Annotated in this window: 17 protein-coding genes; 2 read left to right on the top strand and 15 right to left on the bottom strand. The window is 70.1% G+C overall.

Annotated features, from left to right (window positions below; translation table 11 throughout):
- Positions 1 to 6: 6 nt before the first annotated feature.
- From PMI02_RS20085 to PMI02_RS20150, 15 genes are read right to left on the bottom strand one after another with little or no spacing between them, the layout of a single operon-like run.
- Positions 7 to 2811, bottom strand: coding sequence for a phage tail protein (locus PMI02_RS20085; protein ID WP_007686314.1), 2805 nt, complete (start codon positions 2809 to 2811; stop codon positions 7 to 9).
- The gene (locus PMI02_RS20090) at positions 2811 to 5090 is read right to left on the bottom strand and encodes a baseplate J/gp47 family protein (protein ID WP_007686315.1); all 2280 of its coding nucleotides are present in this window, start codon (positions 5088 to 5090) and stop codon (positions 2811 to 2813) included. The genes PMI02_RS20085 and PMI02_RS20090 overlap by 1 nt, the downstream gene beginning before the upstream one ends.
- Before the next feature lie 14 nt (positions 5091 to 5104).
- A complete protein-coding gene (locus PMI02_RS20095; protein ID WP_007686317.1) occupies positions 5105 to 5494 on the bottom strand; it encodes a GPW/gp25 family protein in 390 nt (129 codons plus the stop codon).
- The gene (locus PMI02_RS20100; RefSeq protein WP_007686320.1) at positions 5491 to 7596 is read right to left on the bottom strand and encodes a hypothetical protein; all 2106 of its coding nucleotides are present in this window, start codon (positions 7594 to 7596) and stop codon (positions 5491 to 5493) included. The genes PMI02_RS20095 and PMI02_RS20100 overlap by 4 nt, the downstream gene beginning before the upstream one ends.
- A 5-nt stretch (positions 7597 to 7601) precedes the next feature.
- The gene (locus tag PMI02_RS20105) at positions 7602 to 8324 is read right to left on the bottom strand and encodes a phage baseplate assembly protein V (protein WP_007686322.1); all 723 of its coding nucleotides are present in this window, start codon (positions 8322 to 8324) and stop codon (positions 7602 to 7604) included.
- Positions 8321 to 9385 (bottom strand): phage late control D family protein, encoded by a 1065-nt coding sequence (locus tag PMI02_RS20110; RefSeq protein ID WP_007686325.1) that lies wholly within the window; start codon positions 9383 to 9385, stop codon positions 8321 to 8323. Before PMI02_RS20110 ends, PMI02_RS20105 begins: the two co-directional genes overlap by 4 nt.
- Before the next feature lie 8 nt (positions 9386 to 9393).
- On the bottom strand, positions 9394 to 9555 hold the full coding sequence (locus tag PMI02_RS27335; protein WP_007686327.1) for a hypothetical protein: 162 nt from the start codon (positions 9553 to 9555) through the stop codon (positions 9394 to 9396).
- A 13-nt stretch (positions 9556 to 9568) separates the two neighbouring features.
- Positions 9569 to 10423 (bottom strand): hypothetical protein, encoded by an 855-nt coding sequence (locus tag PMI02_RS20115; protein WP_007686329.1) that lies wholly within the window; start codon positions 10421 to 10423, stop codon positions 9569 to 9571.
- Positions 10420 to 10902 (bottom strand): phage tail protein, encoded by a 483-nt coding sequence (locus PMI02_RS20120; protein WP_007686331.1) that lies wholly within the window; start codon positions 10900 to 10902, stop codon positions 10420 to 10422. The genes PMI02_RS20115 and PMI02_RS20120 overlap by 4 nt, the downstream gene beginning before the upstream one ends.
- Positions 10902 to 13694, bottom strand: coding sequence for a phage tail sheath family protein (locus PMI02_RS20125; protein WP_007686333.1), 2793 nt, complete (start codon positions 13692 to 13694; stop codon positions 10902 to 10904). The genes PMI02_RS20120 and PMI02_RS20125 overlap by 1 nt, the downstream gene beginning before the upstream one ends.
- Before the next feature lie 4 nt (positions 13695 to 13698).
- The gene (locus PMI02_RS20130; protein WP_007686335.1) at positions 13699 to 14151 is read right to left on the bottom strand and encodes a phage tail protein; all 453 of its coding nucleotides are present in this window, start codon (positions 14149 to 14151) and stop codon (positions 13699 to 13701) included.
- Between the two features lie 11 nt (positions 14152 to 14162).
- Positions 14163 to 16379 carry a phage tail sheath subtilisin-like domain-containing protein gene (locus PMI02_RS28035; RefSeq protein ID WP_007686337.1) on the bottom strand — a complete coding sequence of 739 codons (2217 nt, stop codon included), beginning with the start codon at positions 16377 to 16379 and terminating at the stop codon, positions 14163 to 14165.
- A gap of 18 nt (positions 16380 to 16397) precedes the next feature.
- Positions 16398 to 17297 (bottom strand): hypothetical protein, encoded by a 900-nt coding sequence (locus PMI02_RS20140; RefSeq protein ID WP_007686340.1) that lies wholly within the window; start codon positions 17295 to 17297, stop codon positions 16398 to 16400.
- Positions 17290 to 17883: a DUF4255 domain-containing protein gene (locus tag PMI02_RS20145; RefSeq protein WP_007686342.1), complete on the bottom strand. Its 594-nt coding sequence runs from the start codon at positions 17881 to 17883 to the stop codon at positions 17290 to 17292. The genes PMI02_RS20140 and PMI02_RS20145 overlap by 8 nt, the downstream gene beginning before the upstream one ends.
- On the bottom strand, positions 17883 to 18212 hold the full coding sequence (locus PMI02_RS20150) for a hypothetical protein (protein WP_007686344.1): 330 nt from the start codon (positions 18210 to 18212) through the stop codon (positions 17883 to 17885). Before PMI02_RS20150 ends, PMI02_RS20145 begins: the two co-directional genes overlap by 1 nt.
- A gap of 450 nt (positions 18213 to 18662) precedes the next feature.
- Here PMI02_RS20150 and PMI02_RS20155 point away from each other — a divergent pair, with 450 nt between their 5' ends.
- Both PMI02_RS20155 and PMI02_RS20160 read left to right on the top strand, forming a co-directional pair.
- Positions 18663 to 19334, top strand: coding sequence for a response regulator transcription factor (locus PMI02_RS20155; RefSeq protein ID WP_157222615.1), 672 nt, complete (start codon positions 18663 to 18665; stop codon positions 19332 to 19334).
- A gap of 120 nt (positions 19335 to 19454) precedes the next feature.
- On the top strand, positions 19455 to 20870 hold the full coding sequence (locus PMI02_RS20160) for a M20/M25/M40 family metallo-hydrolase (protein WP_007686347.1): 1416 nt from the start codon (positions 19455 to 19457) through the stop codon (positions 20868 to 20870).
- Positions 20871 to 20889: the final 19 nt, after the last annotated feature.

The raw sequence follows: 20889 nt of genomic DNA on the forward strand, positions 1-20889 counted from the left end.
AGGTCGTCAGCATGCGAGGATGCTCCTGCCGTTCGCGGCGTTCTGGCCGCCGACGAAACTCGCGCCGAGCCACGCGCGGCCGATGACGGCTGGCGGCACGAGTTCGGGCGCGCGGCTGCCCTGGCCGAGCTGGGTGTCCAGCCCGGTGCGCGCCTCACCTACGCGGTTCATCGCCCAGTAGAACCGCACGTCGAACTCGGTATGCGCAGGCTTCTCGATGGCGACGAGGCGCCGCGCGACGGCCAGCATGTCCTGCTCGGCCTCGAACCCCTGGTCCACCGAGCGACGCGGGAGCAGCACCGAGAAACGGTGAGCGGCGCGATCGACGGGGAGGATCTGCCCTTCGAACACCAGCCAGTCGCGGATCGCGGTGGCAGCGTCCGGCACATGATCGGGGAGAGGGACTTGCGCGAAGCTCGCCCAGTCGGTGTTCCAGGCGCGGTTGAGCTTCTCGACCTGCCGGTGCCGCTCGGCGAGGTAGCGCTGCCAGAGCGTGCGCTCGCGGGAGGGCTGCGCGCAGAAGGCGTTCCAGAGGTCGGCGAGGTCAGCGGGCACCGAGCCTCGGGGCAATTCCTGCACCGGAGCGGCGATGCCCGATGCACGCTGGAAGGCGGTCCACTGCGCCCGTTCGCTCGCTCCGACCGAGGGGACGAAGCCAAGCTGCGCCAGCGCGAAGGCGGCGAAATCACTTTCGGGATGCGCGGCGGCGTCGAGTTCGAAGCTATCGGGCAATGCCGAAGGCGCGGCGCCGCCGGTCGCCATTGCCCAGCGGCGCGCGAGACCGGCTGCGCCTTCGGCGGCGGACCATTTGGCGCTCGCCTGGTCCTGCACCGGCAGGCCGGCTTCGGCCGCAGTGTCGGGAATGGCAGCAAGCGCGGGGCGGGTCGAGAAAGCCTCCACCACGCGGATGCCGCGCGCGGGCTCGCACTGCGGTTGTTCGAGCGCGAAGAGGCTGTCGTCGGGCGCTGCGTCGAAGGCGAGGCGCAGCGCCGCCTTGATCCCGCGCACGGTGCCGCGCCAGCCGAAGAAGCGCGCGGCGTTGCGGACGAACAGGCGCTTGCGGCGCTCGTCCCAGCGCGGATCGAGCGCCATGTCATACCAGCCGGCGAGCCAGTCGAGCGCCTCGGTGGGGGCGGTGCGCGTGTCGAACAGCACCTGCGCGGCGGCGATGCGGCCTTCGACGACGGTGTTGATCCCCTCCATGTTCGCCAGGAAGCGCTCGATGAACGAGGCCGGGCCGGGTTCCTCGCGGTAGACGGCGGGGAGGAACTTCTCAGGGTACGAGAAACGCGGATACCAGACCCGCATTGCGCGCAGGTGCGGAGTGAACCGGCCGTCGCCCGCCAGCGTGATGCGCAGTTCGATGTGGCGGCCGACGACGTCCTGAAGCAGCAGGTCCCAGCAGCCGATCCCTGCCGCGGCATCGGTGCGCGGCCGGGCGATGGCGCGCTTGCCGGGCAGTTCGCCGCCATCGCGGTTGAGGTAGGGACGCGGCTGGCGGGTCCAGCCGATTTCCGCCGCGCTGCCCATCAGCGCGAGGTCGTCGGACGCGCGCGCCTCGATCGTCACCGATGTTCCGGGCGGGATGCAGCCGTCGAGGCGGATGCGGTCCCACACGCACTGCGGTGCATGGCTGTCGAAACGCGGGGTGAGGAACGTATTTGTGCCCGCGAAGGACTGCCGCTTCTGCGCGAGGAGCGGCACCCAGAGCGGGTCGGTCACGCCGCTGTCGTAGACGACGTAGGTCCCTTGGGCGAGCAGGGCCCGCCCGCCGAAGCGCCGCATCGGGATCGTGACGGGATCGAGCCTGGCGGTCGGCCCCGCGTCGGTCCGGGTGAGGAGCACGCGGTGCGCCTGGTTGCCGTCGACGTCGGCGAGCAGGACCTGTTCGCCGTCGATGGAGGGTGAGACCTCGATGCAGAAGGTGGCATGCGGGATGTCGATCAGGATGGCGGCCGAGGTCGCTTCGGGCGCGGCGATCAGGAGGCGGGTCGAGGTTCCGTTTTCGCACAGCACGATCGCCTCGAAGCGATCGGTCGAAGCCAGCGCGATCGGATCGATCCCGGCGGGCAGGACGATCGCGGCGACTTCGGCGGCGCTGTCGCTCCGGCTGCCGGGACGGTCGATGGGCTGGAAAGCGGAAGGCACCCGCTCGCTGCCTGGCACCATGACGAAACCGAGGTTGCGGTCGAGCAGGTAGAGCCGTCTCGCGCCGCCATCGAGCAGCCACAGTCCGCCGCAGGACGCGGGCGCGAGATCGGTCGGCATGATCGTGCCGAGTGAAGGCGCGAAGGCAAAGCGCTCAGGCGCGCCGCCTCCCACGAGGTCGAACCGCAGCAGGCCCTCGGCGAAGGCGGCGACGAGGTAGTTCTCGGAGGTGACGGCAAGGCCCACGATCGCGCCGTCGAAAGCGGCTTCGGGCTCGGCATTGCCGAAGTCTCCCGGAAGGATGCGGCTGCGCGGCGCTTTGGCGGGCCAGAACGCGCTCGTCCGTCCGCTCCCGCGTGAGATCACGTCTATGCCGCCGCGCGCGTCGTTCACGACGTAGAGGTTGCCGTTGGCATCGGCCGCAGCACCGCGCCGATCGGTGGCGAGGTACGTGCGCTCGCCCTGCGTGGCGGGAATGTCGGCGTCCAGCTGCGCCAGCGAGAGGTGGCCGCGCTCCTCGTTCCAGCCGGGCACTTCGGCTGGGGGCAGGGGCAGCTTCCATTGCGCGGAGAGCTTGCGGCGCTTGCCCGCGGTCATGACCGTGCAGGCGCCCCAGTCGTCCTTGCCGTGGAGCAGGTGGTAGCGGGAGCCGTTGACGTTCATCAGCAGGTCTCCGCCACGACCGGCACCGGCAGGCGCGGCGGGCCCTGGCCGGCATCTGACGCGCCGCCCGCGCCGCGCACCGCGTCGAGCGGAACGGGATCGCCCGCGACGACTGAGATGCCCAGTATCTCGGGTAGCTGGAGCCCGGCGATGGAAACCGATTCCACCGCCGGACCCCCGCCCCCCGCAAGCAGCACGTCGGCCACCGAGACGACGCCTGCCACGCGCGCGGCCTCGGCCAGCAGGCTGCGGGCGTTGACCGGCTTGCCCAGCGGCCAGCCGCGCAGCGCCGGGTCGGTTTCCGAGGCGTATAGCGGCACCAGCAGTTCGGGCAGCGCGATGCCGGGCGCGGGCAGCGGGCTCAGGTATTGCTCGATGCGCGCCTTGACCGCCGCGATCACTTCGGCCGCGTTGTGGTTCGCCTCGATCTCGATGCCGAGCGAGACCCAGATGCCCACGTAGTCGGCGCCGCGCAGCACAAGTTCGGTCGTCACCAGACGGCGCGGGTCGAGATAGGCACAGAGGGCGTCGATGAACCGCGCGTCGGAGCGCGGCGCCTGCGGGTTCAGCGGGTCGCTGCGGGGGATCGCCATGAGCGTCACCACCCCCGGCGCGGTGCCGGGCGCGACGGGGCGGATGTCGGGATGGCTGGCGGCCAGCACCTCGACCCGGCCGATGGCGACGCCCGGCGTGCGCCAGGCGATCGTGCGGAAGTCGTCCGCCGTGACCAGCCGCTCGCGGTGCTGGATGACGCGGGGGACCTGCTTCTCGCCCTGCGCCACGCTTTCGGCGTCGGCGCCGCCCCAGGTGGGCACCGGATTGCGCGCGGATATGCCGCTCGGCACCATCGGCCCGGCGGTGATCGAGCCCGCCGCGACGTTGCCCTCGGCGCCCTCGCAGTAGTCGTAGCTGGCGTAGAGCACTTCCCCCGCGCGCGGGCGGCGGCCGGTCAGTCCGTCGCCGAACGTGATCGTGCCTGCCTCGGCGTCGAGCGTGAACACATCGGTCAGCGGCGCGTCGCCGACGGTGGCGGGGTAGACCGGGACTTCGGGGTCGGCGGCGAGGATGTCGTCGATCCGCGCCCATTCCCTCGGCGTGGTGCCCAGGTAACCAAGGACCGAGACGGAGTTCTCCAGCACGGGGCTGCGGCCCAGCCGTCGCACCTGGTCGGGGGTGCCGTCGCCGTCGGCGAGGCGTTCGGAGGTGACGTGGATCACCTGCCGCACCTGCGCCGCGTTGACGCCGATCCAGCGGAAGCGGGGCGCGCTGCCGCTGCTGGCGCTGATGCGCAGCCAGGTGACGATGCGGTCGGCGATGCGGGCGTCGTCCACCGCCGGGGGCAGGTCGCCCACGCCTGCCTCGAGCGGGTCGAGGTCCTGCCAAGTGCCGATGCCGGAGGCGGCGGGCAGGGTCAGTTCGACGACGCCGGGGCTGGTGACGGGATCGAAGTCTGCGCGGGGGGCAAGCTGGCGGTAGCCGGGCGCGGGCGCTTCGTTCACACGCTGTATCGGCACGACCACGCTCGGCAGGTGATAACGCAGCACGTTGCTGTCCGCCCCGCCCCGCGCGATGGGGCCGAGCGTGCGCGCGCCGATGGTCTGCTCCGGCACCATGCCAAGCGAGAGGACGCGGTTCGCCAGCACCTCCCGCACGCCGCGCCACGGATCGCCGCGCGCGGCCGGTTCCGCCAGCCGGTCACCCTCGCGGCCCAGCAGCGCGATCCAGACCGCGCTGTCGACGCTGGCGCCGAGGTCGATGGTGTCGCCGTCCCCCGCCTCGACGCTTTCGTAGAGCGAGAGGGTCTGCGGCATCGGCCGGTTGTACGAGGCGTAGAGCAGGTCGTAATACTCGCGCGTAGCCGGGTCGACCACCGCGAGCGGACGCTTGACGTAGAGCTTCGCTTCGACCGGCAGCGCATCGAGGCTGGTCGTCGTGCGGAAGGGCAGGGTCCCGGCGAGCAGTTCGGTGTCGCGCGGCAGGATGGTCGTGCCGCTCGGTCCGTGCATGTTTGCGAAGGCGACGAGGCCGCGCGCCTCGCGGGCCGGGTTCAGCTGGACGCCGAGCAGCGAGAGGAACTTGGCGCGGTTGCGCTCGGGGATCTGGTTGGCGCGGTAGAGCAGGCTCTCGGTGACGTGCGCGAAGAGCTGGATCAGCGTGACGCCGGGGTCCGAGGGGTTGAAGTTCGTCCACTCGGGCGTGTGGACCGGGATGCGCTGGACCAGTTCGTCGACGAGGTCCTGGTAGCGGCGCGTGTCGATCGGCGGGGCGGGTAGGGGCATCTGTCCAGGCTCCCCTATTGCGCGCCGAGCGGGACGGCGAGAGCGATGCTCTCGGCCGCGCCGGTGGCGACGAGGCGGTAGGTGATGGCGGCGTGGGCGTTCTGGGCGCTGGCAGGGTCGGGCGAGACGATCACATCCTCCAGCGCGATGCGGGGCTCCCAGCGGGCCAGCGCCATCTCGATGTCGCGGGCGATGCGGGCGTGGGTGCCGGCGTCGTTGGGCTCGAACAGGTAGGCGCCGAGGTTCGCGCCGAAGTCCGGCAGCTGGACGCGCTCGCGCTGCATGGTCTTGAGGATCACCGCGATGGATTCGCGGATGTTGTCCTCGCCCTCGGACCACATCATGCGGCCCGACGCGCCCACGCGCGGGGGGAAGGCGACGGACTTGCCGAACGGGCTGGTCATGTGCCCCCTCCCTGCTTCTTCTTGCCCATCAGCTTCGGCACCGGGAAGCACAGCACGAACCACGGCAGCCAGCGGAAGATGAAGTCCAGCAGGCCGACGATGATCATCAGCAGGATCAGCGCGCACAGCGTGATGATCGGGATCGAGAGCGAGCAGATCATGCCGATGTCGATCCCGCCGGACCTGCAACCGCCGCCGTCGCCGAGGTCGATCTTCTTGTGCAGGGGCCACGGCAGGACCTGCAGCACGAGGTCGATGAAGCCCAGCCCCTTGGCGCGCTGGACCTGCCCGCACAGCATGTTCGACATGACGAAGGCGGTTCCGCGCGCGTGCTTCCTTAGGCCGGCCGGGCTGGTGTCGGCGGGCAGGGTGATGCGGATCGGGCGCACCGGCGCATCGGGGTCGAAGAAGCCGGCGAGCTGGAAGCGCTCGGTCGGCTCGGACAGGCTCGGCGGGTGGAGCGGACCGCAGTCCTCGTTGAGGTGGACGAAGCGGATGATGAACAGCCCGGCGTCGGCGGCGGTCTCCTCCATCGACGCGGCCAGCGTCTGCGCGAAGGGGAGGGGCCGCGCATCGCTCTCGTCGCTGCGGTCGAGGGCGCGGGCGACGAGCGCGGTGAGCTTGTCGAGGAGATTGATGTCGAAGGCGCCGGAGGGGGCGGGCTCGGGCAGTTCGGTGAGCACCCCGGAGGGATCGTCCTGCGCCGGATAGTCGGGCAGCGCCGGGCTCGACTTGCTCGGGAGTGTCGAGATCAGGGCATAGGGTCCGTTGGCGAGCACGGCGCCGCCGTTGCCGTCGCTGGCGATGCCGGCGAGCAGGCAGTGGAACTCGGGCCAGAGCGCCCTGGCTGCGGGGGCGCCCTGATAGAGCGTCTCGGCGTCCTCCAGCCTGTTTGCCATCGTCCGGTCGCCGCTGCCGACGATCGCGCGCAGGGCGCCGAACAGGCTCGCTTCGTAGGACAGGGCGTCGGCGGTACTGCCGAATTCTCGCAGGCCGTTTCTCAGCGCGTTGGTCTGTGCGGTGGGTAGCGTCTGCCTGAGCCAGTCGTAGAGGTCGCGCTTGTAGCCGGACAGGCCGGTCGGCGCGTTGGCCTTCACCGCGGTCCACACCGGCTTGAGGTTGCGCTCAAGGTAATCGGCGAAGTCGAGCAGGATCAGCCACGACTGCATCTGAAGCTGGAGGTTCTGCTTGCGCACCCGCAATTGGCGGCGCTCGGCCCCGTTGTCGTCGTTGGGGTCGTCGGCGATGTCGGCGGCGGCTTTCTGGGCGGTGCGTATCATCACCTTCCACGGCTCGGCGACGTCCATCTTGAACTCGGTCATGCGTGCGATGGTGCTGTCGCGCGGCGGCTCGGGCGAGGAGGGGCGCAGAGCCTCGGCCTGTCCGGCGGCGAGAGTGACGACCTTGCGCGAAATCGCCGCCGCCATGTACTCCTCGCGCCGCCCGACCGGGACCAGCCCGCCCCAGATGCGGCGGCGGACCTGGGCGCCGTCGCGGTGGAGGAGCGGGAACACCGGTTGCAGGTCCTCGCCCGGCGCGAGAACGTCCGGGGCGCCGTCCGCCACCAGTTGCCAGCGCGCACCCTCCGGCGCCTTGACGTAGGCGAACTCGGCGAGGTCCTGTGTGCCGGACGCGGACTTCGTGCGCGGCAGCAGGCGGCGCAGGACCATGCCGGTGCGCTCGTGCCCGCCGCCGGGCATGCGGTCGGGCAGGCCGGGGATGGCGCAGGCCAGTGTGGCGGTCGCGAGGTAGAAACGCTGGTGCGCGGGCTGGTAGAGCTTGAGCGGCCTGTCCGGCTCGGGCGTGATCGGCGCGGGATCGGCGGTGCGGCGCAGAAGGCGGGACAGGCGTGCCTGCCGCACGGGCGCGGGCAGCGGCATGCGCTCGGCGAGGTCGGGCGTCGCCAGCGCCTTGGCAGGGGTCCGCCATGTCTCGGGCCGGGCGACGTGGGCGCCGAGCGCCGCCGGATCGGTCGCCAGCAGCCCGAGCAGCTGCTGCATGAAGTCGTCGCTGGCGAAGCGCAGGATCGAGGGCGCGCGTCCCGGCACGGCGGCTCCGCGCCACATCGGCCTGGGCGAGGCCCAGGTGACCGGGTGGTTCATAACGCTCACCAGATGTTCCCCGCGCCGGGCGTGTAGGTCGCCGCGATGATGGTGTTGGTGATGATCGTGTCGGCCTGCACCACACCCGAGAACGTCGACATACCGGCAGTGACCTGCACCATGCCGGCCGAAACCTCGACCTGCGCGGCGTTGATCGTGACCTTGGCGGCGGCGGTGACGGTGAGCTGCGCGGGCTCCAGCTTCACCGAGTTGCCGTTGGAATCCGCGATCTCGATAGAGCCAGGGCCGTCCTTGAGGACGATCTTCTGCCCGCCCGGCGTCTCCAGCTGCAACTCCTCCTGCCCCCGCCTGTCGACCAGCCTGACGGTGACGCCGTTGCGCGACTTCAGCGTCTTGTTGGTGTTCTGACGGTCCATGCCCTCGGGCGGTGCGTCCGACCCGTTCCACAACATCCCGAGCACATAGGGGCGGCGCGGATCGCCGTGCTCGAAGGCGACCAGCACCTCGTCGCCGACATGGGGCACGAACCAGCTTCCGCACGAGGGCCCCGCGAACAGCGTCGCCAGCCGCGCCCATGCCTCGTAGCGGGTGCTCGAGGCGTCGGGCGTCCAGGGGAGCAGCACCTTGACGCGGCCCTGGCCGTCGGGGTCCTGGTTGTCGGCGACGGTGGCGGGGGCGACGCCGTACCACAGGCCGCCGAGGCCCTGCGGCGCGCGCTCGTCCCACTGGCGGTAGAGCCGTTCGTCGTGGGGGAGGCCGCCGGTCATCTCGGGCGGCCCAAGCCGGGGCGGTTGCAGCGGAACTCGCTGCGCGCACCCATCTCGGGGTCGAACAGGTGCGTGACCGAGAGCGCGCGGTAGGCGCCGTCGAACAGCGGGCCGAGGCCGTCAAGGTCCAGCCGGGCGCCTGCGCGGACCAGCGGACTGGTTTCGCAGACGCCCTCGCCGGTGACGAACGTGCGAGCCATATGGCGGAAACTGGCCTCGGCAATCTGCCGCGCCTCGCTTTCGTTGGCGGGGACGCCGTGGGCCAGCGTCTCGATCCGGATGCCGAGCGCGCGCGAGAGGATGTCGGCGCCGGCCTCGTCCTGCCCGATCTCCTGCGCGGCGGCGCCCTTGTCGGCGCGGTGGCTGATGCCCTGCTTGCGGCCCACGTCCCAGCCCGAGGCGACCATGGCGCTGCGCTGGTTGGCAAGGTCCGCGATCACGCTGAACGAGCGCAGGGTGCCTGCCCACGACAGCCGCGCGGCCGGAAATTCGCGCGCGGCGGCGACGTGCAGCGTCTGGCCCTCCACCCGCACGTCCGCGTCGTAGCGCCGGGCGATGTCGGTCAGGAACGCGAGGTCGCTCTGGTTGAGCTGGGCGAGCAGCGGCACTGTCGGGGCGGAGACCTGCACCTGCGGCGTCAGCCCATGGTCGCGTGCTACCGCGCGGGCGACGTCGGCCAGCGAGTTCTGCGCGAAGCAGCGCGTGCGCCGGGTCATGCGCAGGTCCTGCAGCCGGTCCTCGGCGAGCACGGATATCTGCGGCGGCGCGCCTTCGGGGAACTCCGCGGCGATCGCGGTGATGCGGCCCTCGAACAGCCTGGCGTCGCCCTGCTTGACGACCAGCGCCTTGCCGAATTCGATGACGCGGCGGTCGAAGTGCTGGAAGCCGGGCTGGTCCTCGCCGCCCCAGTTGCCGAAGGTGAGTTCGGCGCGGGCCATGGTGTCGATGCCATCGCTCAGTTCGTAGGACACCAGCGCCGCCTCGAGGCGCGGCTGGGGCTGGCCGTCAATCTCGATCGTGGGCCGCGAGGACTGCATCGGCTGGCTCTGGACGGTTGCCATGGCGGTTCTCAGTGCGCCCAGACGCGCGCGCGGCGGCGGGCGAGCACGGCGATGGGACGGCGCAGATCGCGGGCCTTCGGCTTGGCGCCGGGTGCTCCGCCTTCGGCAGGAGGAGCGACGGGCGGAGCGGTGTCGGCGACGGCCTCGAACTCGTTGATGACGACGGGCATCTGGATCTCTCCCTCAGTTCAGTCCGAGCCGCGCGCGGGACGGCTGGATGGTGAGCGTGGCGACCGGCAGGCTGGCGCCGACCGCGGGCGCGGAACCGGCGCCGCCGCCCGCCCCGAAGCCGCCCCCGACCTCGGCACGCAGGTTGAGGTCCACCAGCGCGCCGGGCTGGAGCCGCAATGGGTCCTCGATGCCGTTGCCCGCCGCCACCGACTGCCAGCCTCCGTCTTGCGGAGCGGGGCCGGATGCCCCGGCCGGCGCCGCTCCCGCCCCCTGGTCGGCGACGAGTTGCTGGATCGAGTCCCCCTGCCTGGCGGGAGTCATCGGCCGCTGCCCGGGCCGCTTCGGCGCATCGCCCGCGCCTTCGAACTTCGAGACGAGGATCTTCTGCTGGGTCATCGAGATCGCCACGCTGGCGCGCAGCGGCTTGCCCTCGGGCGAGAAGAATTCGAGCGATTCCTCCAGCGATTCCACCATGCCGTCGAACACGAAGCTGCCCCACACGAAGCGCGCGGCGGGAGGGACCTTCTTCTTCGGGTCCTTCTTGCCGTCCCTGGGCGTGATGAAGTGGATGATGTCGCGGGTCATGCGGCGCACGTCGTCGACCGGGGTCTTGCTCGGCTGGGTGACGTCGAACCACAGTGTCAGCGCCAGCTTGGTGGTGCCCGCACCGACGAACTGCATGCCCCCGTTCCCGGCCGACTGGTCCCCGCCCGAGGGCTGCACCAGCTGGTTGGCGAAGCTGACCTTCATCGAATCCGGGTTGAACTGGACGTCGATGGCCTTGCCGCCCTGGCTCACGGGCAGTTCGGTCTTGAGGTCCTCCTTCATCTCGATCAGGCGGGCCTTGACGAGCGCGGGCGCGGTCATTTCGTGCTCTCCCTGATCTGGCCGAGTTCGAACTTCTCGTAGGCGATCTGCAATTCCTCGATCGCCACCTGGCCGTCCTTGGCATTGAGCGGCGGGGCCTTGAGCTTGATCGGAATGCAGCGCTGCAACTGGAAGCGGGCGCGCTCGGCGCGCGCGCCGTCGGGGGCGGTGAGCACGATCTCGGCCTCGGCCCGGAGCGCCGGGTTGGCGACGCAGCGCTGGAACCACTTCCACAAGTCGTAGGAACTGGTCATCCCGCGCTTCAGCGTGACGTTGCCGTAGTTGACCGGCCCGGCGACGCGGTAGGCGCGGTCGTTGGCGCCGCCCTGCCGGATGGTCTTGACGTCCATGGTCATCTCCAGCCCGTCGCACTCGGCGAAGGCGGCGCCGACCAGCGGCGCGCTGTCGCCATCTGGGTATATCTCCACCGAGAAGCTGAAGGCGGTGTAGGGGTAGATGAGGGGCTCGCGGTCGGCCATCACACCGCCTCCGCGATCGTCAGCCGGTTGCCCGTCTGAGTGAGGCGCAGCGTCAGCGTGCGCAGCGCGGCGGCAGGAGAGACGGCGATCTCGACGGTGAGGCTGCTCTCCTCGCGGTCGTTGGCGGCGGGCGGCAGCATCACGCGGAAGCCGTCGGCGGAAAACGCGCCCTTGCTCTGGAGCTCGTCGAGCATGAACTGGAAGCTGCGCTCCACCGCGCGGCGAGTGACCGGGCCATTGGGCTCGAACACGTAAGTCATGCCCCGGCGCAGCGCAGCGCGGCGGATCAGCATGACGAGACGGCGGACGTGGACCTGCCGCCAGTCGGCATCGCCGCAGAGGGTGTCCTCGTCGAGCACGGTGAAGCCCTGGGGCAGGCGGCGGATCGCGTTGACCTGCGCCGCGTCGAGCCCGGCAAGATCACCCTCGGGCATGGCGGGGTCGAGCCCGAGAATGTCGCGCAGGAGGTCGCTGGCGGGCGCAATCCAGGCGCCGCGCTGGCTGGCGCGAGCCGCGTAGAGCCCGGCGATGGCGCCGTCCGGGGCGGTCGCGCCCAACTCGCCGTCCTGCAGTGCGGCGAGCCAGGGGTGGTAGAGCGCGCCGTAGCTCAGCGCCCGTTCCTCCTCCGCGCCGAGTTGCAGCGTGCCGCCATAGCCGGGGGCGAGCTGCGCCAGGGTGCGGGCATGGTCGCTCGCCTCGCGCGCGCGGAAATCGCGGGGAAGGGAGAGCAGGGCGAACCAGTCCGCCGTCGCCGCGCAGAGCCGTAGCAGCGGAACCTGAATGCGCCGCATCCGCTCGCCCAGCGCCGCAGCATCGGTGGCGACGACGACCTGTCCCGCCGTGCGCACGATGACGCGGGCCAAGGCGTAGTCGCTGGAATTGCCGGCGCGCTCGATGCGCAACCGGTAGTAATAGGCACCTTCGCCGCGGCCGATCGCGGCGTACCCGGTGACGTCCGTTTCGCGCAGGACTTCGGCGGCATCGGCGAAGTCGAAGCGGGCGGCCTCCTCGAGGATGAAGGTCGTGCCTGCCGGTTCGGCCTGCCATTCGAGCGCGTAAGTGCCGCTGCGCGAGGTGGTCGGCGGATCGAGCAGGATCGGGGGCGCCAGCACTTCGGTCTCGGCGTCGAGGAAGCCGCTCCAGTCGGGGCCGGTCGGCGGGCTCGAAGCCGGTTCCGGCGGACAGCCGCCGAGGTGGCCCGTCCAGCGCGGCAGGTCGGGCGAGGGCGACCTGGGTGTGGGCGGGGTGTGGCGGTCGGTGTCGATCGCCCAGTCGGGCTGGCTGGCGTCGGGCACGGCGATCAGGCTGGCGGGCGAGTAGAGGTCGCTCGGAATGTCGATCGCGGCATGGAGGCCCAGCAGCCGCTCCTCGGCGAGATCGCGCAGCCGACCGGCCTCGGCGGCGAGGCCGGTGAGGGTAAGCCCGGAGAGGCGTGGGTCGAGGAACAGGCGATGGTCGATCACGGCGAGGCCGTCGCGCTCCAGCGGACGGCCCGCCCCCGTGATCGCACGGGCCGGCTCGGCGAAGTCGGCGCCGAGGCCCAGTGGCAGCCATCCGGTGCGCAGGGCGACGCGGTCCTGCGGCGTGAACTTGTCGGTGCCGAACAGCGTGGCAGCCTCGGCGCGGGGCAGGGCGGCGGCAAGGCGGGCGCTCTCGCTGGCGGTGACGGCGAAGAGGGGGCGGTCGGCGGCAGCGCGGTTGTCGACGGGGGCATAGAACAGGTCGTCGTCGAGCAGCGACTGGACCGCCATCCGATGCTCGCGGGCGAGGCCGAGCCCGGCGGTGAAGCGGCGGGCGCTGCCCCGGCCCTCGGCGATCTCGAGCGTGCAGCGCCGCGCGGCGAAAACGCCCTCCGGCATGTGCGAGGCGACCTGCCGCCAGGCGCGCCCGATGGCCGTCATCCGGTCCTGCGGATCGATGCGATCGATGACGAGCCAGGCCGCCTTGCCCTGCCGCTCGAACTTGACCCAGAGACCGACGACCAGGGGGCTCTTAGGTGCGGCTTCGGTCACGGTAAGGTACGTCTTGGTGCCGCCCAGGAATTTGGCGTCATAGATGCGCGAATCCCCGGCGATCTGCGCCCGGCCATGCTCCTCGGATCCGCCTGAAACCGGCGCGAAAGCGGCGATCCAGCAGGCGTGAGCCATTCCGCCATCGATCTTCACGATCTTGGCGTAGCGCACCGAAGACCCATTGCGCGCGGCCAGTTCGAGCATGTCGCCGGGCAGCAGACCGTTACGGTCGGCGAACGAAAACCCCATCGCTTTCCAGGCTTTAGGAGCGTCGATGACAATGCTCTCGCGCCGCACCCGCGCGGCAAGCGTGACCTCGTCCGCCCACGAACCAAGGCTGCGGGCAGCGAGCTGCGCAGGCCGAACCTCGCTGTCCGAGCCTTCCCCGGTAGGTGCGCGGCAGAGCAGGCCGTTCAGGGCGAACCGCGTGCGCTGGGCTACTGCGGCCGTTGCGTCATTCCCCCATTCAGCGGCATGTTCGGCGGTCATCGCCACGCGGATCACCCAGCAGCGGCGCCCGCCGTTCGAGAAGAACGCACGCACCGAGGCGGGGAGATTGGCGCGGATCGTCTCGCCGCGCGCCGGGTCGAACGCGATCGGCACGTCCCCGCCGAACACCGCCGCATAGGCCGCCACGCTCTCCACCGCGACCGCGCGGTGACACGGGCCGCTCGCCGCGATGCCCACGAACACCGCCACGTCCATGCGCGGCAAGCCCTCGGGCATGGGGGGATCGACGCGGTCGACGTAGATCCCGGGAAGGCGGCCGAAGGGCTTCACCCGCCTACTCCATTTCCAGGCGTTCGTAGGCGAGGGTCAGTTCCTCCATCGCCACGTCGGTGCCCTTGGCGTTGAACGGCCCGTTGACGTTCTTGATGATCCGCGCGCGCAGCAGCTTCCAGGTGCAGACCACCGCCGTGTGGTCCTCGTTCTGGAGCTGGATGGTGACGTTGCGCATGGCGTTCTGGTTGCCGTTGCGGATGTCGTCGAGCCACGAGTAGAGGTTGAGCGAGCCGATCACCCCGCGCTTCATCGTCACGTCGCTGGCCTTGTTGAGCCCGGTCATCTTCATCACCGAATTCTCGCGCGAGTTGCCCGTGCGGTATTCGGAGACGGTCACTTCCATCCCGATGCCGGAGACTTCCTGGAAGCCTGCGTCGGGGCCCTCGGTGTTGCCGTCGCCGAGGTCGACCAGGAAGTTGAACTGGACGTAAGGTCTGTCGCGTTTCACAGCCATGATGCTTCCCCTCAGGCCTTGCGGTCGGCCGTCCATTGGCCGATGCGGAAGATGACGAATTCGGCCGGGCGCAGCGCCGCGACGCCGACCTGGCAGACGAGCCGGCCGTTATCGAGGTCGTTCTGGGTCATGGTCGAGCGGTCGCACTTGACGAAGTAGGCGCGGTCCGGCTTGTCGCCGAGCAGGGCGCCGGACTGCCATTCGTTCAGCAGGAAATCGTCGATGGTGCGCTTGACGTTGGCCCAGAGGCGGTCGCCGTTGGGCTCGAACACGGCCCACTGGGTGCCCTTGTCGATCGAGCGTTCGAGATAGGCGAAGTAGCGCCGCAGGTTGACGTATTTCCACTCCGGGTCCGAACTCATCGTGCGCGCCCCCCACAGGCGCATGCCGCGGCCCTCGAAGTAGCGGAAGGCATTGATCCCTTCCGGGTTCAGCACTTCCTGCTGCGCCTTGTTGATCGACTTCTCGAAGCCGAGCGCGAGGTTGACCACCTCGTTCGCCGGGGCCTTGTAGACCGCGCGGTTGGTGTCGTTGCGGGCGTAGATCCCGGCGACGAAGCCGGAGGGCGGGTAGACGTTCTCGACACCCGTCTGGGGGTCGATGATCCGCACCCACGGATAGTAGAAAGCGGCGTAGGAGCTGTCGAACTTCGCGCGGTAGGCACGGGTCTGGGCGATCGACTGTCCCTTGATGGAATCGATGACGGCGATCCGGTAGCGCATCGCCTGGGCATGGGCGATCAGCACGTTGGCCACCCCCTGAGCCTCGGCGTCGACGAAGCTCGATCCCGGCGCGGCGACGATCGAGATGTCTTCGATGTCCTCGAAAGCCTTGAGGCCGGACTTGGCGTTGGTGTCGAGGTTCTCCTCGCCCTCGTAGGCGAGTTGGCCGGGGATCACCCCGTCGGTGCCGCCGGTAAGGAAGAACGCGGCGTCGAGAGCGACGTCACCCTCCTTGGGGTCGGCCAGTTCGGCGAGGTCCGCGAGAGTGAAGCGGTTCGCGGCCGGGGCGCCGGTGACGTAGCCGTTCAGGAAGGCGAGGCCGTTCGGAGTCGCGTTGACATTGGCGGCGGCGAAAGCGGTGTCGGCGGCGTCCTTGACGTCCTCCGCATTGGCGGCCGCGGTATCGGCGGCGGCCTTGGTTGCGGCGGCGAGGTCGAGCGCGCGCTGGGTGTCGTCGACCGCCTGCTGGGCCGCGGCGATCTCCGCCGGGGTGGCGCCGCCCGGCAAGGCCGCCTGTGCGGCCACCGCGCCGTCGCGTGCCGTGGTCGCGTCGGTCTCGGCTTGCGCGGCGTCGGTGGCGGCCGTCGTTGCGGCGGCGAGCGCGGCATTGGCGTTGTTGCGCTCGACGGTCGCCTCGGCCACCGTCAGCGCGCGGATCACGATCGGGATCGAGCGGGCGTCGGACAGGCTGGCCGGTACCTCGGCGAAATAATCGAACAGCGAGTCCGGCTTGCCCGCCGTGCGGTGCCCGGTGTCGAGCGCAAGGCCCGCCGCGGCGAAGAACGGCAGGCCCTCCGACTGCGGCTCGACGTAGACTGTGGCGGTGACGGTCTGGACCCTGGCGTCCGGCTGTCCGTGCAGCTTCTGGAGTTCGAACGTGTTGCCGGCCTCGTCGTCGAAGGTCCAGGTATCCGTCTGGAGGTCGCGCACCAGTACGAACAGGCCCTCGGTGTCGGCACCGTCGACGGTCGCGCCGGTGAGTGAGACGACGTCGCGGTGGGCCGATGCCTGCAGCACGGCCTCACCGCCCGCCTCGGTCAGCCGGTTCTGTGAGACGACGAAGATCAGCCGCACCCGCGACCGTCCGGCCACGCCCGGAAAGCGCGCCTGGATCGCGACGTTGGCGGGCGGGGCGGGGTCCACCACGCGCGCGAACGCGGCGGCGCGCTTGGCGGTGCGCTGGTCGTCGGTATCGTCCGCAGCGAAGCCGAAGTCGAAGGCGCGCGCGGCGTAGAGGCGCTTGCCGCCTTCCTCGAAGAAAGCGCGCACCGCGTTCCACAGGTAGTTGTCTACCGGGGTTCCGGCGTCGGTGAAGGCGATCCTCTGGCGGCCGCCGTAGACACGCTCGAACTCGACGAGCGAGGTGATGATCTCAGGCTCGATGTCGAGTGGACCGTAGCGGGCGGCGCCGACAAAGCCGGTGGTCGTCGTGCTCACGCCCTCGATGGACTTGGCGCGGTAGGATACTTCCTCGATGAAGACTCCGGGCGCAAGGTATTCAGGCATCGGGTGGCTCCTTCTGTCTCATGCGATCTGGAGGAAGAGGCTGGAGGCGGTTTGCGTGTCGCTGGTGGCGGTGCGCAGCACGAGCGGGCGGCCCAGCGTGAGCTGTTGCAGGTCGAGCGGGTCGGCAGGCAATTTCCCCAGCGCGGTGACCGAGGTGCCGCCGAGCTGGCCGAGAATGTCCTCGAGGTCGGGAAGGGCGGCGCCGAGGTCGTCGAAGTAGACGCTGACCCTGGCTGGCCAGGTGATCGCCGGGCGCGGGTCGCTGCTCGGGACCTGCGCGGGGTAGGGCGGATAGGCGAAGGCGGTGACGATCGCGCCGCCCGCATCGGCCACCCCGAGGCCGACGATGCGCGACCCGACCTGCACGGTCATCGCCGCCCAACTGGCGGCGCGTGTCTCTCCGCCGGGCTCGCGGACGAGCAACTGAGCGCGGATTTCGGCGCGGGGGCCGGGTGCCGCTCGGGCGACGGTGGGGAACAGCGGCAGATAGTCGGGCTGATAGCCCGCCGGCGCTCCGTCCGGGCGCACCGGGCCAGTGCGCGAGGCGTTGAGGCCGGGCCATTTCGGCCACGGGCTGATCGCTCCGGGCGTGCCGGGGCGCACGGCGGGGGGCGCCTTGCCGACCGTCAGGCCGAAGCGCGCCGGCAGGTAGCGCCCGAGGCGGTCCTTCACCTCGACCACGAAGCGGCGGTCACGGTCGGACGGCCAGCCGGTGAAGCCGGGCAGGCGCTGCGTGGTCCACCAGCCCGAGGGCAGGCTGCGCAGCGTGCGGCGCACGAAGGGCAGCTTCTCGTCGTGCACGCTGACCTCCAGCCCGTCGGTGACACGGGCCAGGTCCGAGGCGTCGCGGAACATGAGCGCGATCGGCTGGGGCAGCACCACGCGGTCGATCGAGGCGGGAGAGGCAAAGTCAGCCATCGGCGGAAACGCCAGCCTGGAATTCGCGCTCGATTACGGCGGGATAAGTCTCGATCGTCTGGGTGCTGTCGATCAGCGCCATGCGCACGAGGTAGTTGGCGCCGATCGGCGGATGCTTGCGCATGCGGTCCCACATCGAGAGGTGATCGCCCACGGAGAGGGGGTCGCAGACCATCTCGACGTTCTCGTCCGGCGCGAACACGTTGCTCTCGGCCAGGTAGTGGTTGAGCTGCGTGGCAGTGAGGGTGCCAGCATCCTCCAGCGCGCGCATCGCCCAGCCGAGCATGCGCAGGTGCTTCTCCGCATTGGCCGAATAGGGAATGACGAGGAAACTGAGGTCCACCGGCAGCGACGGGCGGAAGCGGTTGCCCATCACGTCGGTCCGGGCGCCCCGCGCGCGGCGCTGGGTGTTGATGGCGACCCGCCACAGCAAGATGCCGAAGCCCTCTCCGGCAAGGCCCTTCTCGATGTCGCGGTACTGCACAAGGTCGACCGTGAGCGCATCGAACTCGGCGCGCGGGTAGCGCTCGGCCAGCAGCCCCTTGATCGCGGCGCCGATCGCGGCGAGGGCCTGATGCGTAGCCATCAGTGCAGGTCCGGCCCGCCGCGGCCTGCCGCCGCCCGGATCGCGCCGACGAGGTCGAGCCGGCCTTCGGCGGATACCGCGACAGGCTCGCTGGAGAGGCGGTAGGCGGTTCCCTGCTCCCCGCTTTCGCTGATGGCGACGACCCCGACCGGCGCGGCGCGGGCGATGTCGCCCAGCAGGGCCTTGCACTCCGAAAGGCTGCCGGCGCGCAGCAGCAGGACATCGATCTCTGCGAGGTCTTGCCGCTGCTCGACGATCTCGATGCTGTCCACGCCCGCGAACAGGACCTTCATCATCGAGGAAAGCATGGGCGGCATTTCGCCAAGCATGACGCGGATCCTTTGCATCGGGCCTCTGCTGGGACGGAGGGAAGGTGACGCTTGGCCCCGATGCTAGGGCAGTGCGGCGGGCGCCGCATGAACACGGCGGCCCACGCGACGGTCCCCTGCCGACGCCGCCGATCAGCGCTGCCCGACGGTGGTCCCTTATCGCCTCGTCTCATTTGTGCGGCAGCTCATCGGCGCGAATGGTGGATGGTCCGGGCCGAAATGTCCGGATATCGCCGCGTGGGCGGCATGGCCCGATCATCAGGGAACGCAGCGCGCGAAGTTGCGACGGCCATTGTAACTTTGCGAATCGAAGTGCGGGGACTAGCTTCCTCGGCGGGGTTGTGAGGTCGGAAAAGGACATTCCCGCCGGCATGGTGTTCGGCAGGAACAGAATCCGATCCGTCCGAGTAAGTTGACAGAATATCTCATCTGTTGATCGGGGCTCTGACTTTGGCACAACAAGTTCAACATTGTGCGCTGGTCGTCAGCGACGTGCTTCTCTATCGGGACAGCGTCGCCGCCGGACTTGGGCGCAGCAATCATTTCGGGCCCGTCCGCGTGGCGGATGCGTGCGACGTCCTCTCCGTCGTGGCCGGATGCGAGGCCGAGGTCGTGTTCCTCGACATGTCGCGTCCCGCATCGCTGGCCCTGTCGCGGCGCATCGGGGCGTGTATCGACGGAGCGCCGATCATCGGCTTCGGTGTGGCCAGCCACGATGAGGCGCTGGCCTGCGCCGAAGCAGGGATCAGCGCCTTCGTGGGGGCTGAGGGCACGATCGAGGACCTGTGCCAGGCGGCGTTGCTTGCGCTGGAGGGGGAGGCGGTGATCTCTCCGCGCCTCGCGGCGATGCTGGTGCGCCGGGTCGCCGCCCTGTCGTGCGCCCATGCCCTGCCGAGCGCCGCGCTGACCCGCCGCGAGCAGGAAATCGCCTGTCTCATCGACCACGGCCTGTCCAACAAGGAGATTGCCGGCACCCTGCGCATCAGCCCGGCGACGGTGAAGAACCACGTCCACGTCATCCTCGAGAAGCTCAACGTCACGCGCCGCAACGCGATCGGCCGCTCGCTCGAGGCGGCCGCGTCGATGGCGGTTCCGGTCGCGGCCCTTTCTTCTCGCACTTAGCCCTCGCATTAGCGTCCTTGCGCAGGCCGAAAGCCGCGCACAGGATGCGCCAAGCCCGCACGCCGCCTCGCGATTCTGGTGGCCACGGGCACGGTCGCAACCTGGCAGTGGACATCATCGATGCGCTTCAATTTTCCGGCATATTTCTCCCTCGGCGCCGCGACGGCGCTTGGCCTGCTGGCCTCCACCGGCGCGCAGGCCAAGGGCCATCCCGAGGCGGAGCAGCAGGTGCTGGAACTGTCGAAGCAGACCATCGCCCTGCGCTCCGTGCGCGGCCCCGGCAACAAGACGGGCGAAGTGGCGGCAGTCCTGCGCGATGCGCTGCTCAAGGCGGGCTGGGAGCCGAAGGATATCGAGATCTTGCCGCTCGACGACACCGCCTATTTGATCGCCACCTGGAAGGGCAGCGATCCCTCGCTCGGCCCGGTCGTCCTTTCCGCGCACATGGACGTGGTCGAGGCCAAGCCTGCCGACTGGGAGCGCGATCCCTTCACTCCGGTGGTCGAGAACGGCTACCTCTACGGCCGCGGTGCCAGCGACACCAAGTTCGAGGCCGCGCTGGCGCTGTCCTCGGTGATCGAACTGCGGCGCGAGGGTTTCAAGCCCAAGCGCAGCATCGTCATCGCCTATTCGGGCGACGAGGAGACCACCATGGACACCTCGAAGGTGATCGCCGAGCGCCTGAAGAACGCCGGCATCGTCCTCAACGTCGACGGTTCCTCGGGCACGCTGGACGAGAAGACCGGCAAGCCGCTGTTCTGGACCTGGCAGGGCGGCGAGAAGACCTACGTCGATTACAAGGTCGACGTCACCAATCCCGGCGGCCACAGCTCCGCGCCGCGCCCGGACAACGCCATCGTCCAGCTGTCCGAGGCGATGGCGAAGATCGGCGCCTACCGCTTCAAGCCCGAACTCAACGACATAACGCGCCAGTCGTGGACGGAGACGGCCAAGATCGAGCCCGATCCCAAGCTGGCGGCCGCGATGAGGGCCTTCGTGGCGAACCCCGAGGATGCCGCCGCGCTCGCCGTGCTGCGCGCCAACCCGGCGACCGTCGGCAAGGTCTCGACGACCTGCGTGCCGACGATGATCTCGGGCGGTCATGCCCAGAACGCGCTGCCGCAGAGCGCGACCGCCAACATCAACTGCCGCATCTTCCCCGGCCACACCCGCGCCGAGATCATGGCAGAACTGCAGAAGGTTGCCGCGATGCCCGCCGCGAAATTCAGCGACGTGACCGGCGACGACTCGGTCGAGGCGCCCGCATCTCCGCTGCGCCCGGACTTCATCGCTGCCACCCGCAAGGCGGTGACGGCCGCCTGGGGTCCGGTGCCGATCATCCCGACCCAGTCCTCGGGCGCGTCGGATTCGATGTGGTACCGTGCGCTGGGCGTGCCCAGCTACGGCGCGAGTTCGTCGATGGGCAAGGATTCGGACGACTTCTCGCATGGGCTCAACGAGCGCATCTCGCTGGTCAACGTCGCGCCGGGCGTGACCTATTACACGACCCTTCTCAAGGACCTGGCGTCCAAGTGAGGCGCACGGCCGCAATCGC

The organism is Novosphingobium sp. AP12 (assembly GCF_000281975.1).
Taxonomy (GTDB): domain Bacteria; phylum Pseudomonadota; class Alphaproteobacteria; order Sphingomonadales; family Sphingomonadaceae; genus Novosphingobium.